Source organism: Glycomyces luteolus, assembly GCF_027622875.1.
In the GTDB taxonomy this organism is placed as follows: domain Bacteria; phylum Actinomycetota; class Actinomycetes; order Mycobacteriales; family Micromonosporaceae; genus Glycomyces; species Glycomyces luteolus.
Genome location: NZ_JAPZVP010000010.1, coordinates 1 through 13,544, shown reverse-complemented (window position 1 = coordinate 13,544; position 13,544 = coordinate 1). Strand labels below are relative to the sequence as shown.

Sequence of the window (13,544 nt, the reverse complement as noted above, 5' to 3'; positions counted from 1 at the left end):
GGGACATTACCGGACAAACAACCAAATGCGAGAATAATTTCCGCGTTGGCCGGGTGCAATGAGGCGGCGGTGATGTAGTGTCCAGGGGTCACCTCGGTTCAAAGCAATGCGAACCGGAGTGGTGAAGCGCCAGCAATGGCGGCAATATCAGACCGTGTGGCGGCTGAAGATCAGGGCGTGAAAACCCGGATTGCGAAACCGTCGGTCTGAGCATCAACACCAAGGATATTTCAGCATGGCGCAAGGCACCGTTAAGTGGTTCAACTCGGAGAAGGGCTTCGGCTTCATCGCTCCGGAGGGCGACGGCCCCGACATCTTCGTTCACTTCTCCGCGATCACCGGCAACGGCTACAAGTCGCTCGAAGAGAACCAGCGCGTCGAGTTCGACATCGAGCAGGGCAACAAGGGTCCGCAGGCCGCTAACCTGCGCGCGCTCTAGCCTCCACAGCTCTTAAACACGAAGCCGCTGCCCTTCATCGAAGGACAGCGGCTTTCATGGTGTCCGGGGGTCAATCCGCCACGGTGATGACGACATTGCCGCGGGCGTGGTGCCCGAACATGTGGGCTACGGCCTCCGGAGTCTCCTCCAGCGGATAGGAGCGGTCGATGACCGCCCTGATCTCGCCCGAGCCGAGCAGTTCCCCTATGGCCGTGAGGTTTTCGCGGGTCGCCTCCGAGGGCGAGAAGCGCACATCGGCGCGCCCGGTCAGCCCCAGCAGCTTCGCGCGGGCCATCCGGCCGAGCCCGGCGAGCAGTCCGCCGCTGTTCCCGACACTGTTGGGGACGAGGACGCCGCCGGGGGCCAGCGCCCGGGCTGTGCGGCGCGGCGGATGATTGAGGACATTGTCGAGGATGACGTCGTACTGTTCATTCCCCTGAGTGAAATCCGTTTCGGTGTAGTCGATGACGTGGCTCGCGCCGAGTTCACGCACGATCTCGACATTCGAGGGCCCGCATACGCCGGTCACTTCGGCGCCGAAATTCGCGGCCAATTGGACGGCGAACGTCCCCACGCCGCCAGAGGCGCCGTTCACCAGCACTTTCATTCCCTTTCGGACGCTCACGGTATCCCGCATGGCGCACAACGCGGTCACTCCCGACATGACCGAAGCCGCCGCCTCCCCGAATCCCACGCCGGACGGCACCGGCGCGAGCTGAGCGGCGGGCACCGCTGCGAATTCCGCGAACGCCCCGGCCGTCACGAGCCGACTCGTCCACAGTGATCCGAACACCGCGTCGCCCACGCCGATATCCGTGACGCCCGCGCCGAGCGCTTCGACGATCCCGGCGACATCGCTGCCGCGCACCACATTGGCGGAAAGCCTGCCGCTTTGAAGCCGCAGCACGTAGGGAATGCCGGTGACGGCGATCCAGTCGGGGGTGTTGACGCTGCTGGCCCGCACGCGCACGAGCACCTCGCCTGGACCGGGCGTCGGCCGGTCGATCTCCTTGAGTCTGAGCACTTCCCGGGGTGGCCCGTAGCGCTCCTGAACGATGGCTCTCACGACAGCTCCTCCACGATCTTACGTTGTAAGCCACAATAGACTTACGCTGTAAGCTTGTCAAGCGCCGACCGATGCCCTACCAGCGTGAACAGGGAGAAAACCGGCCTAACCGGCGGCGCGCAGCCGCTCCAGACCGTCCAGGATCAGATCCAGACCGAACTCGAACTCGGCCTGGTAGTCGCACCAGCCGAGCACCGCGCCGCCGTGCGACGCGTCCGCGATCATCGCCACCAGATGCGGCACCTCCTCGGCCATCGCCGCCAGCGCCTCCTCGGGAGCCTCGATCCCGTCGGGCTCGAACAGCTCCTGCGAGAACCCGAGTGCCCGACTTCCCAAGGCGTGCAAGGCGCGATGCCCCAACTCATAGCTGAAGCCGCCGCGCCGCATCAGCCCGAGCACCCCGTCGAAGTACCGGGCCACCGCCAGGCTCGTCCCGGTCCGCGTCTCGAACACACTCGGGGCCCAGGGATGCCGGACCAGCACCTCGCGGGCGGCGAGCACGCGCATCCGCATCGCCCGCTGCCAGTCGTCCTCGGGCGCGGGCGCGTCGAGGCCCGCCACGGCCTCCTCGATCTCGGCCATGACGACCTCGACCAGCCCGTCGAGCACCGCTTCCTTGTTCGCCACATGGTGGTACAGCGACATCGCCTCGACCCCCAGCGACTCCGCCAGGCTCCGCATCGTCAGCGCCGCCAGCCCGCGCTCGTCCGCGATCGCCACCGCACCGCGCAGCACCCGCGGCCGACTCAACCCGACCTGCTGCCCTGGCCCCGAACCTCCACGCACGCCAGCCATCGCCACCCCTTCCCGGCGACCGTACCGTACAACGTAAGCCGCCGGACCTGCCAGCCGCTTCGACCACGCCAAGGCCAGGGCCCGCCCCATCGGCCGGACCTCCGGTTTCCCGGCCGGGGTGTTCGATCGTCGTGGTGAGGCAGGCCGCTCGTGGGGGAAATGGCCCTGCCCGATACCGAGCACTCGACGAGGTCGGATGCGCGCCCCGGTCCGTGCTGGTCATTCCCGGGGCAGCAGCGGCCCTAGCGGGCCGAGGTCGATGTTGAGATCCTCGGGCGACAATCCGAAGTGCTCCCGAAGCTCCGTCATCTTCTCCTCGAGCGCCATCAGCGTGGCGCCGATCTGCTCGATCTGGTCGTCGGTGAGGTCGCCTTGGTCGATCCGCCGGATCGCCTGCCGCTCCATGAGTTGGCGCACGAGTTCGACGATGGTCAGGACCAGCCCGGCGACGCCCCGTTCCACGGATTCCCGGTCGACCTCGATCCGGGGCTGGAGGGAGCCGGAGCTCGGCTGTTCCGGTTGCGGCGCTTGGGGATCGCTCATGACCGCCCCGCTTGCTGGTCCATGCCGGCCGGGGGCGGCGGTCCGGGGCCGCCTGCCCGCACGGACGAGATGAGCGCCTGGAGCGAGATGTACACCAGGTCGACGTCGGCGATCGATATGGTCACGTCGCCGGTCACGACCACCCCGGTCGCGAGTACCCGGTCGAGCAGGTCGACCAGCGCGATCCGCTGGGGCGCCATCGCCTGATCCGTTCGGCGTGCCGGAGTCGCGTCGGTCATGTCCGGGCCTCTGCTTCCTGAGCGGCGTCGTCGGCTTCCGCCGGCTCGCCCGCGGTGAAGGAGTAGGGCGGCCATGGTCCGGTCAGCTCAAGCCTGACGGTGGGCTGCGCGGCCTTCAGCGAGTCGACCGCGTGCGCGAATTCATCGGCCCGCGTCACGTCGACCAGGTACGCGCCGTTGAGCACCATCCACTCTGGCGTGCCCGTCAGCTGCGCGTCCTGCGGGGCGTGCCGACGCGACGCCACCGCGATCTCGCTCAGCCTGGCGTGTACGTGTTCGGCGCTGTCCACTGCCGTCTGCCGGGCGCGGTCCAGCGTCTCCAGTTGCGTTCGGCGGCGCAGCAGGTACGCGGTCCCAGGACCGGCGTCGGAGGTCGCCTCCGCGTCCGGTTCGGCAGGCGACGCGGGCGCCGCATAGGCCTTTACACCCCACTCGAAGCGTCCCGAGATGCGTTCGAGCGCGGTGGTGAGTTCGTCATGCCGCTGCGCGAGCAGATCGGCGATCCCGTCGTCGCCGCGGTACACAGTGGCGAGACGGATCGGGACCACGGGTGCGAGGCGGGCGGCGGCGTCGACGACCGCGTGGTGCGCCCGTGCGATCGCCTCCAGCGTTTCGAGGTGGTCGAGTTTGCGGCGCAAGGGCGCTTCGCCGAACTCGTCCAGGTCGACCGAGCCGACGACCGCGACCAGCCCGTCCCGTTCCACGGTTCGCAATCGCTCCGCGTCGACACCGGTCGTCCCCGCCAGGCCTGCTTCGGAGACCAGGCGGGAGGACACCGCGTAGAGCCACACGCCGCTGCCGGGCATCACGACTCCTCTTCTTCCTCATCCGCTTCGTCGTCTTCGGAGGCCGTTTCGTCCTCATCGCCGGCCTCAAGCTCGTTCTCTTCTGCTGACTGGTCGATTTCGCCGCTGCGCTGACTGTCCGGCAACTCCGTGCGAGCCGCGGAGGTGAGCCACGGGTCGTGCTCCCACCAGTCGATCCCCAACTGTCGGGCGGTGTCCACGGACGCCACCAGAAGGCGCAGTTTGATGGTGAGCAGCTCGATGTCGAGCAGGCTGATGCGGATGTCGCCCACGATCACCAGCCCGCGATCCAGAACCCGTTCCAAGATGTCGCCGAGGTTCGTCGAGTCGCGGCCGCCCGAGGGCGCCATCGCACCGGACTGGGGAGATACCGCTGATTGGCGTCCGTCGGTCATCACTGCCCCCTGTTCTCGCTGCTCCCGCGGGAGTACCGCCGCTTGCGGCTGTACCCCTGCAGGGTCCCGTCCTCGGACAATTGCAGCTCGTACAAGGCGAGCATGTCGGTGGACGAGGGCACGCGACGGTCCTCCAGCACCTCGACGCCGACCCGCCAGCCGTCCTCCGCGGATTCCACCGATGTCACTCCGAGGGTCTCCTTGTCGATCAGCTCGGAGATCTGCCGCAGGCCGACCTGAGCGGCACGCGCGGCGGTCATGCCCTCAGAGGTTTCCTCTTCGGACTTCTCTGCCTCTTCTCCCACTGGTCACTCCTCACTCTCGTCGCCGTCGTCCTCGTCCGGTTCGGCTGCCTCCGCTGCATCAGGGGCAGTGGGCACGACGGCGGCTTCAAGGGTTTCCTGCTGCTCCTGCTCGGCTTCCTCCTCGGTGAGCTCCCCGGCCTCAACCGCAGCGTCCGTCTCCTCGATCCGGCGGCGCAGCGCCGCCGGGTCGTACAGCTCGCGCTCGGCTTGGGTCTGGATGATCCTCGAGACGGCGACCACGCCGCGCAGCGGCGCCAGCGGGAGCTCCAGGAGGATCGAGAACAGGTTCATCTCAGTCTCCGGGCTTGAGCTGCACCACGAAGTCGTACGGCGCGAGCGGCCCGCGCAGCCGCAGGTTGACCCGGCCTTCCCAATCGGAGGCCAGCGCTTCGACGGATTCCTCGATCTCCTTCTCATCGGAGAGCTTGGCGAGGACCGCGACGTTGACCGCATCCAACTCATGGCTCGGCTCCCGGGCGGCGGTGGCGACGACGTGGTCCGCGAGTGCTTCGATCACTCGCCCGCTGTCCGCCTCCCTCTTGGCCTCGACCGCCTGGTGGATAGTCTCGCCCAGCTCGATCCGCAGATTCTCGGCCTCGTCTTCAGGCAGGTCCTTGAGCTGGTCTTTGAGGCTCGCCGCGGCGCTGTTCTCTGACAGCACCTCCCTCAACACTGCTTCCTCTTCGTACCGGCCTTGGACGATGTACTCGGCGCGCCCCTCCAGCTCCTCAAGGGCGGATGCGAACAAGTCGCTGTTGGTGCCCAGCAGCTCGTCGCTGACCGCCTCCCGGCTGCTCAGCACCGCGCCGAAGCGCAGCGGCAGCACCGGGATCTCCGCGGCGACGGTCGAGTCGAGCAGGCGCTCGTGCAGCTTGAGGTCCGCTGCGCGCCCGAGCTTCTTGTCCAATTCGACCTCGCTCACCAGGGCCGCGACATCGCCTTGATGGACCAACTGGATCTCGCCGGGCGGGTCCCCGACGCCTTTGGAGTCGGGCACGAGTTCCACATCCCCGGGGACGATCCCGTAGACGTAGACCCCTACTCGCCGCTCCGCCTTCCCGTTTTCCGGCGGTGTCATCGACGTCCTCCTTCAAGTGCAACTGATCAGTCTTTGCTGCGGGACGGTTCCCGCTCCTTCTCCTCATCGAGGCCCGCGACGTTGCGGATCTTCTCGCCCGCGGCCTCCAGTGCGCCTTTGGTGGCGCCCTTCAACTTCTTCTGCGATCCGTCTTCCTGCACGTTCTCGACGATCTCCGGCAGTCCCTTGCCCTGGCTGGAGGACAGGTCCAATCGGTTGGCCGCTTCGGCGAAATCGAGATAGGTGTCCACGCTTGCTACGACGATGCGGGCGTTGACGGTGAGCAGTTCGATGCCGACCAGCGAAGCCGACACATACGCGTCGATCACGAGGCCTTTGTCGAGGATCGTGTCGACGACGTCGGCCAGGCTGGAGCCCGCCTGCGAGCGCTGCACCCCGCCTCCTCCGCCGACCGGTTCTATATCGGTAGTCATAGGTTCGCTCCCTTACCGGCCCGGTGTCCCGGGCCGGTGCTTCGATCAATCGGTGGCCTTGTCCTGGTCCTGCGCGCGCGATGTCGATTCCGCATCTTCGGGCGATTCCTCGGACTCCCCGGACTCTTTGGACTCCGCGGACTCCTCAGACTCCGCGGACTCCTCAGACTCCTCAGACTCCTCGGACTCCTCGGACTCCACGTGGCCATCGTGGATCTCCCCGCGCCAGCCTTCGACCTCGCCGGGGTGCAAGACGGCTTGGGTCATGACGTGCCGGGCGAAGTGCTTGAGCTCCAACCGTGCTCGCCGGCCCTGGGCGCGCCAGAGGTTCCCGGTGTGTTCGAACAGTCCCTGCGGGTGGTACTCGAGCACCAGAATGACGCGGGTCATCTCCGGCGCCAGTTCGTGGAACGTGACAGCGCCGTCGACATATCCCTTGTCGCCGGTCGACTGCCAGACGATGCGTCGGTCTGGAACCTGCTCGATGATCGTCGACTGCCAGGTGCGGTGGGACCAGAAGACCTGGGCCTTCCAGTTCAGCTTCTCGTCCGACTCCTGTTCGACGTTCTCAACCTTCTTCATGAACGTCGGGAAGTCGGTGAACCTCGTCCACTGGTCGTAGCACACGCGTACCGGGGCGCCGATGTCGATTTCCTCGACGATGTTGGTCACTTTCGTCTTTTCGCCGCCGCCGCCGTTGCCGCCGTTGCCGTCTCCGTGGCTGGTCAATGCGTCCTTGATCCGGTGCGCCGGGCGTGCGATCGCGGCTCCGGCCTTGCCGGCGAGCGCTGCTGTACCAGCGAGCGCGCCGGGGCCGTCCTTCGAACTCTTGCCGGTGAGCGCGCTGATGAGCCCGGTGTCACCGGGGTGCTTTGCGTACTCCGCCAACCGATCGGTGACCGAGTCCATCTTGTGGGCCACACCTGCCAGGGCGCGATCACCGACCGCGACCATCAGCTTGCGGACTTCATTCCCGAGAATGCCGGTGGCCCCATTCGAGGGGCTCTTCGATTCTTCAGCCATCGCTCTCACGTCCTCTTCCGCCGAACCGGTGCGCCAGTGGTGGCCTTCTCGCGAGAGGATGAGCGCTTCTTTTCGCCATCCTGCTCGTCACTGTCCGGTTCGTCCTCAGACTGGTCCTGCTCGCTGGCCCGTTCGGGCTTCTTTTTCTTCTCGGCCTCGGGCTCGTCGTCCTGGGCTTCGGTGTCCTTGGATTTTTTGGACTTCTTGGCCTTATCGCCCTCGGTGTCCTTCTCTGCCGATTCCTTGCCCTTGGATTCCTTGCCCTTGGTCTGCTTGCGCTCGTCCTTCTTCGCCTTGGGTTTCTCAGATTCGTCCTCCTTGCCTTCGGATTCCTCGCCCTTGTGCGCCTTGGATTCCTTGCCCTCTGTCGGCTCGGCCTCGGTCTCCTGCTCCGCCTTCCCTCTCGGGTAGCGCACTGCCTCGGCTCGCTCCTCGAGCTGGTCGCTGAACGTCCCTATCCGATCGGCCACGGCTGCCACCGCGGCCGTCCTTCCGGCTTCCAACAGGCGCTTCCCGGGGTCGGCGAGGTTCCCCATGCCTTCAGAAGAGGCGAGTTTCTCCGCTGCCTGCTCTTTCAGCACGTCGCGGACGTGACCGAGCTGGCCGGCGGCCGCCATCGCGCCCAGTGTGAACGCCGCGCGCATCTTGTGCTTGCGCCCCAGCACATAGCCCACTCCGATCGCGCCGGCGACTTTCAGTCCCGGTTTCATAATCCCTGCCTTCTCGACCCGAATCGCCCCCTACCGGTGACCGGTGAGACAGAAGATGCGGGTGCGTCTCGATGAACGGCCCCGGAATACCCGTGCTGTGACCACCGAAACAGGCAAGGGCAAATGGCGGCTCGCGAGATTTCCGACTCGTATTGCGCGTCGACTACCTGGCAATTCGCCCGTCGCGTCGGTGCGTTTCGGCTCAGTCGCGACGCTAGCCCCGGTTTGCAGCGAGGTGGGGCGGGTACTTGGCACGAGCCGAAAGAGCGCGGCCGCGATGACTGCGCGGCGTCCTGGGTCGTGGGCGCTTCCAACATCCACGACTCCGACGACAACCGGCCCGCGAAGCGCTCCCGCATTCAGCACAGCATTGGACCCTGGCCGCCGGACAAGAGCAACGAGGCCGGTTGACCGGTAGGAGACGAGGAGGGTGAAATGCGCTGGCTCGTGAGGAACATTGCGCTTGCGGCAGTACTGGCGGTACTGCGGTACGGGCTGCGCGAGATCATGCGCCGCCATGCCGGGCGAAACCCCTCAACCGCCCGACCGCAAAGCTGAATCGACAGCGCTAGAGCGCTACCGGACCGAAACGAACACGGGAGGACTTCATGATCGGATTCATCGTGGCAGGGCTCGTCATCGGCGTGCTCGCACGCCTCATCAAGCCGGGCAAGCAGCGGCTCGGCCTCCTCGCCACCCTCATCCTCGGCCTGGTTGGCTCGGTGATCGGCGGAACGGTCGCGAACCTGCTCGGCACCGGCGACATCTGGGAACTGAACGTCCTCGGCTTCGTCGTGTCCGTGATAGCGGCGGTCCTGCTCATCGGCGTCGCCGAGAGCATCGCCCAAAGCCGCCACCGCCCCGCCCACTGACCGCCAACGTCAAGCTGACGCCGCCGATTCGGGAGCGGGAGAAACCGTCGGACGCGAGGCGACACGTCGCGATCTCGGGGCTGAAGGTGCGCCGTGAGCGCTGTTCTAGGCCCTATCCGGCGTCCTGTGCCGGAACGTCACTGTGTGTTCAGCGGCTGACCGGGTATTCGAGGAGGCATCATCGGCAATCTGAGAAAGGACGAGGCCATGGGCGGGGTCGATAAGGCTAAGGACAAGGCTGAACAGTTGAAGGGCCATGTCAAGGAGAAGATCGGCGACGCGACCGACAACGAGCGCTTGGAGAACGAGGGCCGCGCCGAGAAGCTCAAGGGCAAGGCGAAGGAAAAGGCCCACGACCTGCGCGAGGAGGCCGACGACAAGCTCCATGAAGGCAAGGAACGCCTCATGGGCAGGGGCTCCGACGACGAGGACCGGTGAGTGGCCGCGGAGGTGGAGATCGCCGCTCGCACCGTGAACAAGCAGCGTGCCCAGGAAGGCGAGACCCGCACCGCGAGTCGCAGCTCCACCAAGGACACGTCGCCTTCAAGGCGCGGCGGGAAGCGCTCGCGCTCGGGGCCGAAGGGCCGCACGAAGGAGCAGCTCTACGAGGAAGCCCGGCGCAAGAACATCAAAGGCCGATCCAAGATGAACAAGGCCGAGCTCCAGCGCGCGGTCAATCGTAAGAAGTAAGCCGGCGCGAGGCTCGTACCGATATCCCCACGAGCCGAATGACTTCACTGCGGTGGTGCCTGGCAGCGTGGTCCACGTGCATACCCCCGCCCTGGCGGTGTTCGCCGCCGGGGCGGCTGCCGCAGGCACGCCACAGACTCATGCTGGTGGCGAGCGCCGCCGGAACTGTGGGGCACAACGAGAGCCTGGGGTTGCGGTCGCCGCTACGCGGGATTGCCCTGTGACCTATGACCGGCACCTCCCTGTAGCAGGCGCCAAGATGACCAGGGTTGCGCAGGTCAGTCAGCGGTCCAAACCTCGAGCGACGTCTGTAACGTCGGGAATACCTGGCGGCGTTTTGAGGCAGTAGTGCTGTACCCTGGCTGAGGCCGCTTTGCGGTGGTGATCGGGACGTGGCGCAGCTTGGTAGCGCACTCGCTTTGGGAGCGAGGGGTCGCAGGTTCAAATCCTGTCGTCCCGACAGTATAGATAAATATGTGAATATAGCTCTGCTCTGGCCAGTCGATCAATCGACTGGCCAGAGCTCTTAGGCTCGGTTGTTCCAAACCAGTGGGGCTTGGCCGATCCAGGTGCCTTGTTCGACGGTGTCGAGGACGAAGCCTGCGAGGTCGGCGCGGCTGATCTTCTTGCCGGGTTTGACGGTGCCGCGTTCACCGGCGCGGACCGGGCCGAGCCCGGTCTGGTCGCTGAGGACGACGGCCCGGGCGAGTGTCCAGTCGGTTCCGGAGGCGCGGACGAGCCGGTCGACGCCGGTGTGGTCGTCGAAAGCAGCCTTGATGTTGGACATGCTGATGAAGGCTCGGACCAGCGGGTTGAGCCGGTGCCAGTCGTCGCCGGCGCCCATGGTCGAGACGACGGCGATGCGGCGGATGTCCTGCTCGCCCATGACGGTGAGGACGCTGCGGACGGCGTCGGTCATGAACGCGGGCGGGCTGACGGGCTTGGCCCAGGGGTTGTCTGAGGCCCGTGCGTTGTTGAGCGCACTGATGACCGCGTCGGTTCCTTTGGCGGCGGCGCGGAGGTCGTCGGTGTCGGCGGGCGTGCCCTGGATCAGTTCCACGCCGGGCGGGGCCGCGACCGCTCCGGGGTCGCGGACGAGAGCGCGGACGCGGTGGCCGCGGGAGGCCGCTTGCTTGAGCAGATGGATCCCTGTGCGGCCGCTGCCGCCGAGGATAAGCAGGTTCGCCATTAGAGAGACTCCTTCTTCAGTCGGGTTTTTAGGTCAGGCTGCGGCGATGGCGGCGGCGAGTTCCCGCGCGCGGGCGTGGGCGAAGGTCTGTGCGACCTGGCGGGAGGCCGAGGCTTCGCCGAGCGAGGACGAGTCGATGTGCAGCAGATATGACATGGATGGTTCCTTCAACGTGTGTCGGTATTCGCGGGCTGGTCGGTCCGCGAAAGTGCGTTACATACCGCTGGTGCGGTAGCATTCGGTTCGGGAAGGTGTTGGTGATGGCAGCGAGGACGATCGGCGGGCCGTGCCAGGCCTGGCCGGAGGAGAGCGGGTTCATCCGGGAGGTCCTGGACCGGATCGGCGACAAGTGGACCGTGCTGGTCATCAGCACGCTCGCCGGTGAGCCGATGCGGTACTCCGATCTGCAGGCGAGCATCCCGGGCATCTCGCAGCGGATGCTCACCGTCACGCTCAAAGCCCTCGAGAGGGACGGCTTGCTCTCGCGCACCGCCTACCCAGAGATCCCTCCTCGTGTGGAGTACGAGCTCACCGCCCTGGGGCGGTCGTTGCTGGACTCGGTGATGGCGCTCGCGGCGTGGGCGGCGACCCATCACGAGGACGTCGCTGCCAGCCGCCGCGCGCACGAGCGGACCGGGGTCGGCCGGGAGAAGACGCGGAGCGCCGCTCCCGACACTGCCCCGGCTCGCTGACCGAAGCCTCAGTCACGGTCAGGGTCCGCTCCGGCGTGAGCCTCCGCATCGATGCCGCCAGGTTCACCAGGTGCGTCTTCGGCACTGCCGGGGGGCGCGGCGCCGGGAACGGCGCACACGTCGGAGTCCGGCTCGCACCAGCCTGACGCATCCGATTCCAAGACCCGCAGTGCGGGGCGAATGTCCGTGCCGCTCATGCCGACACCGCTTCCGTCGCAGCCCCGACCGCCTCGTCTAGGGCGCGGGCGTAGCCGTTGACAGTCTGCGCCCCCGAGACGGCCAGGCGCCGGTCGAACACGGTGAACGGCACGCCCCTCGCCCCGAGCTCGAGGCCTTCCTGCACATCAGCGCGGACCGCAGCCGCGTACTCGTCGCCGGCGAGGATCTCGTGCACCCGCCGCCCCGACAGCCCGACCAATTCGGCCGCGCCGGCGAGCGCCTCCGGATCGAACGGGTTGAGGTCCCCGGCGAAGTACCGGTCCTGGACCAGTGAGAAGAACTCGGCCCCCTGGCCCGACTCGTCGGCGTAGTGCATGACGCGGTGCAGGTCGAAGGTGTTCGCGTTCAGGCGGTCGAGATCGAACGCGAGCCCCTCGCGCCGGGCCAGCGCCTGGATGCGGCGCTCGGCCGCCATCACGACCGATGCGTCACCGCCGTGCGAGCGGATGAACGCGCTTTCGATCGTTTCGGGCTCGTGCGGTGCGTTCGGGTTGAGTTCGAACGAGCGGATCTTGACGATGAAGCGGTCGGCGTCGGGGCGGCGGCTGATGGCTTCCTCGAGCCGGTGCTTGCCGACGTAGCACCACGGGCACCCCAGGTCGGCCCAGACTTCGACGGTGACCGGGGCTGATGCTCCGGCTTGGTTCCTTTCCATTTTCTCACCTCACTGATAGTGCGTAACACCATCGTAGGTTCGTGAAATGAGGCGTGCAAAAGGCACTTTCAAGTGCGTAAGGCGCATGGAAGTCAGCCTTGACAGGCGATGGCCCCGATCTTCCGGGCGTCCGTGGTCAGGTGTGCCGCATGAAGGGCGCAGCCTGCGAAGACGATGTTGGTCCCCCTTGGAAGCGGCGACTCGTCACACTGTCAGGCGTCTCCTGCGTCTGGTCGAGCTTCGCGGAGGATGCGTTTGATGGTGCTGAGATCGACGCTGTAATCGCGGGCGAGTTCGGCTTGGGTCGCACCGGTGGTGGCGTAGGTGTGGGCGATGGTGTGGCGTTGGTCGGGGGTGAGTCGATTATTAGTGGCTTGGGGTCGGTTGGAGTTGCCGCGGACGAGGCGTTTGACGCTGCGGATGCTGATGCCGTACTCGGCGGCGAGTTGCTTCTGGCTGGCGCCGGCGTTGAAGGCGGCGATGAGGGTGCCGCGGTCGGTGGGGGAGAGGCGTTCGCCGAGAGCTCGCGGGGGTGCTGACGGGTAGGCAACCTCGGGGAGTTCGCCGGGGAAGCCGGGGGCCACGGGCCCGGTTTCGGGTCCGCGGGCGGGCAACGGGCCAGACAGGCGTTTGAGGAGGCCGTCTATCTGCGGGTTCAGGTTCGAATAAGCGAGAGTTAGGCCGACCGTTGCTCCAGGCCAGAGACTATGTCTCTGGCCTGGAGTTCTCAAAATCTCGGATTCGTCCGTCATTCGTCCGTGGGACAGCGCATCCGTCCCCGACAGTAGCCCGCAGTATCTGCCCAAGCTACGTGACGTCGGTCACGTTTCCTCGCGAGGTCTAGTCACTGCTCCACCTCGTTCGATTCTTCCCAGGGTGAGTTCGCTTTGGCCCCAAGTGCACTCAGCTCGCAGGTGTGTTGCTGGTGTTGTCGGTGGTGCGGGTTAGGCTCGCGGCATGACGCAGATTGGAAGCGCGTTCCTGCCGGTCAGCGATCCGTAAGCGGCAGCAGCGTGGTATTCGAGGGTGTTTAGGCTATCCGTCGCCAGTAGCTGGGGCATGCGGCCGCACCCGAGTTCGCCGACCCGGTCGGCAGGGTGATGGGACTCAAGAGCGGTATCCCCGTGACGCCCGGTCTGAAGTGGGCGCCGTTCAATCTGATCGCCGAGGACCTGCATGCGATGCGCGAGTGCTTGTCCGATGCCGGTGTCGAAGTTGGTGCGGTCAACGGTGACGACCTGACCTGCCTTTGGTTCACCGCTAAAGGCTGTCCCGTTATTGCTTGTGCTGCAGGGGTTTAGGATGCCCGGGTGGGTGTGGTGACAGCGGCTGAGGAGTGTTGGATCGAGCCGTTCTCAGGGCTGCGGCCCAGGGTGTTCTCCCGCCTCGTGCGC

General features: G+C 66.5%; 21 protein-coding genes, 1 tRNA gene and 1 pseudogene. 7 read left to right on the top strand and 16 right to left on the bottom strand.

Annotated features, from left to right (window positions below; all coding sequences use genetic code 11):
- Nucleotides 1–235: 235 nt before the first annotated feature.
- Nucleotides 236–439, top strand: coding sequence for a cold-shock protein (locus tag O1R50_RS13915; protein ID WP_205324737.1), 204 nt, complete (start codon nucleotides 236–238; stop codon nucleotides 437–439).
- 70 nt (nucleotides 440–509) lie between these two features.
- On the opposite strand, the gene O1R50_RS13910 is transcribed toward O1R50_RS13915, so the two are convergent.
- The 12 genes from O1R50_RS13910 to O1R50_RS13855 all read right to left on the bottom strand — a co-directional run bounded on the left by O1R50_RS13910 (nucleotide 510) and on the right by O1R50_RS13855 (nucleotide 7,833).
- On the bottom strand, nucleotides 510–1,505 hold the full coding sequence (locus O1R50_RS13910) for an NAD(P)-dependent alcohol dehydrogenase (RefSeq protein WP_270110675.1): 996 nt from the start codon (nucleotides 1,503–1,505) through the stop codon (nucleotides 510–512).
- 105 nt (nucleotides 1,506–1,610) lie between these two features.
- Nucleotides 1,611–2,300 carry a TetR/AcrR family transcriptional regulator C-terminal domain-containing protein gene (locus tag O1R50_RS13905; protein WP_270110674.1) on the bottom strand — a complete coding sequence of 230 codons (690 nt, stop codon included), beginning with the start codon at nucleotides 2,298–2,300 and terminating at the stop codon, nucleotides 1,611–1,613.
- A 219-nt stretch (nucleotides 2,301–2,519) separates the two neighbouring features.
- Nucleotides 2,520–2,843: a gas vesicle protein K gene (locus tag O1R50_RS13900; protein WP_270110672.1), complete on the bottom strand. Its 324-nt coding sequence runs from the start codon at nucleotides 2,841–2,843 to the stop codon at nucleotides 2,520–2,522.
- Nucleotides 2,840–3,082 (bottom strand): gas vesicle protein, encoded by a 243-nt coding sequence (locus O1R50_RS13895; RefSeq protein ID WP_270110671.1) that lies wholly within the window; start codon nucleotides 3,080–3,082, stop codon nucleotides 2,840–2,842. Before O1R50_RS13895 ends, O1R50_RS13900 begins: the two co-directional genes overlap by 4 nt.
- Entirely contained in the window at nucleotides 3,079–3,888 is an 810-nt protein-coding gene (locus O1R50_RS13890; protein WP_270110670.1) for a GvpL/GvpF family gas vesicle protein, read from the bottom strand. Before O1R50_RS13890 ends, O1R50_RS13895 begins: the two co-directional genes overlap by 4 nt.
- A complete protein-coding gene (gene gvpJ, locus O1R50_RS13885) occupies nucleotides 3,888–4,283 on the bottom strand; it encodes a gas vesicle protein GvpJ (RefSeq protein WP_270110667.1) in 396 nt (131 codons plus the stop codon). The genes O1R50_RS13890 and gvpJ (O1R50_RS13885) overlap by 1 nt, the downstream gene beginning before the upstream one ends.
- Complete coding sequence (gene gvpO / locus O1R50_RS13880) at nucleotides 4,283–4,588, bottom strand: gas vesicle protein GvpO (protein ID WP_270110666.1); 306 nt, start codon at nucleotides 4,586–4,588, stop codon at nucleotides 4,283–4,285. Before gvpO ends, gvpJ (O1R50_RS13885) begins: the two co-directional genes overlap by 1 nt.
- Nucleotides 4,589–4,591: 3 nt before the next feature.
- Nucleotides 4,592–4,879, bottom strand: a complete 288-nt coding sequence (locus O1R50_RS13875; RefSeq protein ID WP_270110665.1) for a gas vesicle protein GvpG — start codon at nucleotides 4,877–4,879, stop codon at nucleotides 4,592–4,594.
- Nucleotide 4,880: 1 nt separating this feature from the next.
- Nucleotides 4,881–5,666, bottom strand: a complete 786-nt coding sequence (locus O1R50_RS13870; protein ID WP_270110663.1) for a GvpL/GvpF family gas vesicle protein — start codon at nucleotides 5,664–5,666, stop codon at nucleotides 4,881–4,883.
- A gap of 26 nt (nucleotides 5,667–5,692) precedes the next feature.
- Nucleotides 5,693–6,100: a gas vesicle protein GvpJ gene (gene gvpJ / locus O1R50_RS13865; protein ID WP_270110661.1), complete on the bottom strand. Its 408-nt coding sequence runs from the start codon at nucleotides 6,098–6,100 to the stop codon at nucleotides 5,693–5,695.
- Nucleotides 6,101–6,145: 45 nt separating this feature from the next.
- Nucleotides 6,146–7,123, bottom strand: coding sequence for an SRPBCC family protein (locus tag O1R50_RS13860; protein ID WP_270110660.1), 978 nt, complete (start codon nucleotides 7,121–7,123; stop codon nucleotides 6,146–6,148).
- 5 nt (nucleotides 7,124–7,128) lie between these two features.
- Nucleotides 7,129–7,833, bottom strand: a complete 705-nt coding sequence (locus O1R50_RS13855) for a hypothetical protein (protein WP_270110659.1) — start codon at nucleotides 7,831–7,833, stop codon at nucleotides 7,129–7,131.
- Nucleotides 7,834–8,441: 608 nt separating this feature from the next.
- Between O1R50_RS13855 and O1R50_RS13850 the strand changes: the two genes are divergently transcribed.
- From O1R50_RS13850 to O1R50_RS13835, 4 genes and pseudogenes are all read left to right on the top strand, one after another.
- Entirely contained in the window at nucleotides 8,442–8,705 is a 264-nt protein-coding gene (locus tag O1R50_RS13850) for a GlsB/YeaQ/YmgE family stress response membrane protein (RefSeq protein WP_270110658.1), read from the top strand.
- Nucleotides 8,706–8,912: 207 nt separating this feature from the next.
- Nucleotides 8,913–9,143 (top strand): CsbD family protein, encoded by a 231-nt coding sequence (locus O1R50_RS13845; RefSeq protein ID WP_270110657.1) that lies wholly within the window; start codon nucleotides 8,913–8,915, stop codon nucleotides 9,141–9,143.
- Nucleotides 9,144–9,158: 15 nt separating this feature from the next.
- Nucleotides 9,159–9,395, top strand: a pseudogene (locus O1R50_RS13840) (plasmid stabilization protein); the annotation flags it as partial.
- A 386-nt stretch (nucleotides 9,396–9,781) separates the two neighbouring features.
- A tRNA-Pro gene (locus O1R50_RS13835) sits at nucleotides 9,782–9,855 on the top strand.
- A 66-nt stretch (nucleotides 9,856–9,921) separates the two neighbouring features.
- Here the strand turns inward: O1R50_RS13835 and O1R50_RS13830 are convergent.
- On the bottom strand, nucleotides 9,922–10,584 hold the full coding sequence (locus O1R50_RS13830; protein ID WP_270110655.1) for an NAD(P)-dependent oxidoreductase: 663 nt from the start codon (nucleotides 10,582–10,584) through the stop codon (nucleotides 9,922–9,924).
- Between the two features lie 33 nt (nucleotides 10,585–10,617).
- A complete protein-coding gene (locus tag O1R50_RS13825) occupies nucleotides 10,618–10,740 on the bottom strand; it encodes a hypothetical protein (RefSeq protein ID WP_270110654.1) in 123 nt (40 codons plus the stop codon).
- 104 nt (nucleotides 10,741–10,844) lie between these two features.
- On the opposite strand from O1R50_RS13825, the gene O1R50_RS13820 reads away from it, so the two are divergent.
- Complete coding sequence (locus O1R50_RS13820; protein ID WP_270110653.1) at nucleotides 10,845–11,276, top strand: winged helix-turn-helix transcriptional regulator; 432 nt, start codon at nucleotides 10,845–10,847, stop codon at nucleotides 11,274–11,276.
- Nucleotides 11,277–11,469: 193 nt separating this feature from the next.
- Here O1R50_RS13820 and O1R50_RS13815 read toward each other — a convergent pair whose 3' ends face one another.
- Together O1R50_RS13815 and O1R50_RS13810 are read right to left on the bottom strand one after the other, a co-directional pair.
- A complete protein-coding gene (locus tag O1R50_RS13815) occupies nucleotides 11,470–12,150 on the bottom strand; it encodes a DsbA family oxidoreductase (RefSeq protein ID WP_270110652.1) in 681 nt (226 codons plus the stop codon).
- Between the two features lie 212 nt (nucleotides 12,151–12,362).
- Nucleotides 12,363–12,734 (bottom strand): sigma factor-like helix-turn-helix DNA-binding protein, encoded by a 372-nt coding sequence (locus O1R50_RS13810; protein WP_270110651.1) that lies wholly within the window; start codon nucleotides 12,732–12,734, stop codon nucleotides 12,363–12,365.
- Between the two features lie 516 nt (nucleotides 12,735–13,250).
- Here O1R50_RS13810 and O1R50_RS13805 point away from each other — a divergent pair.
- Complete coding sequence (locus O1R50_RS13805; protein ID WP_270110650.1) at nucleotides 13,251–13,451, top strand: hypothetical protein; 201 nt, start codon at nucleotides 13,251–13,253, stop codon at nucleotides 13,449–13,451.
- Nucleotides 13,452–13,544 lie beyond the last annotated feature (93 nt).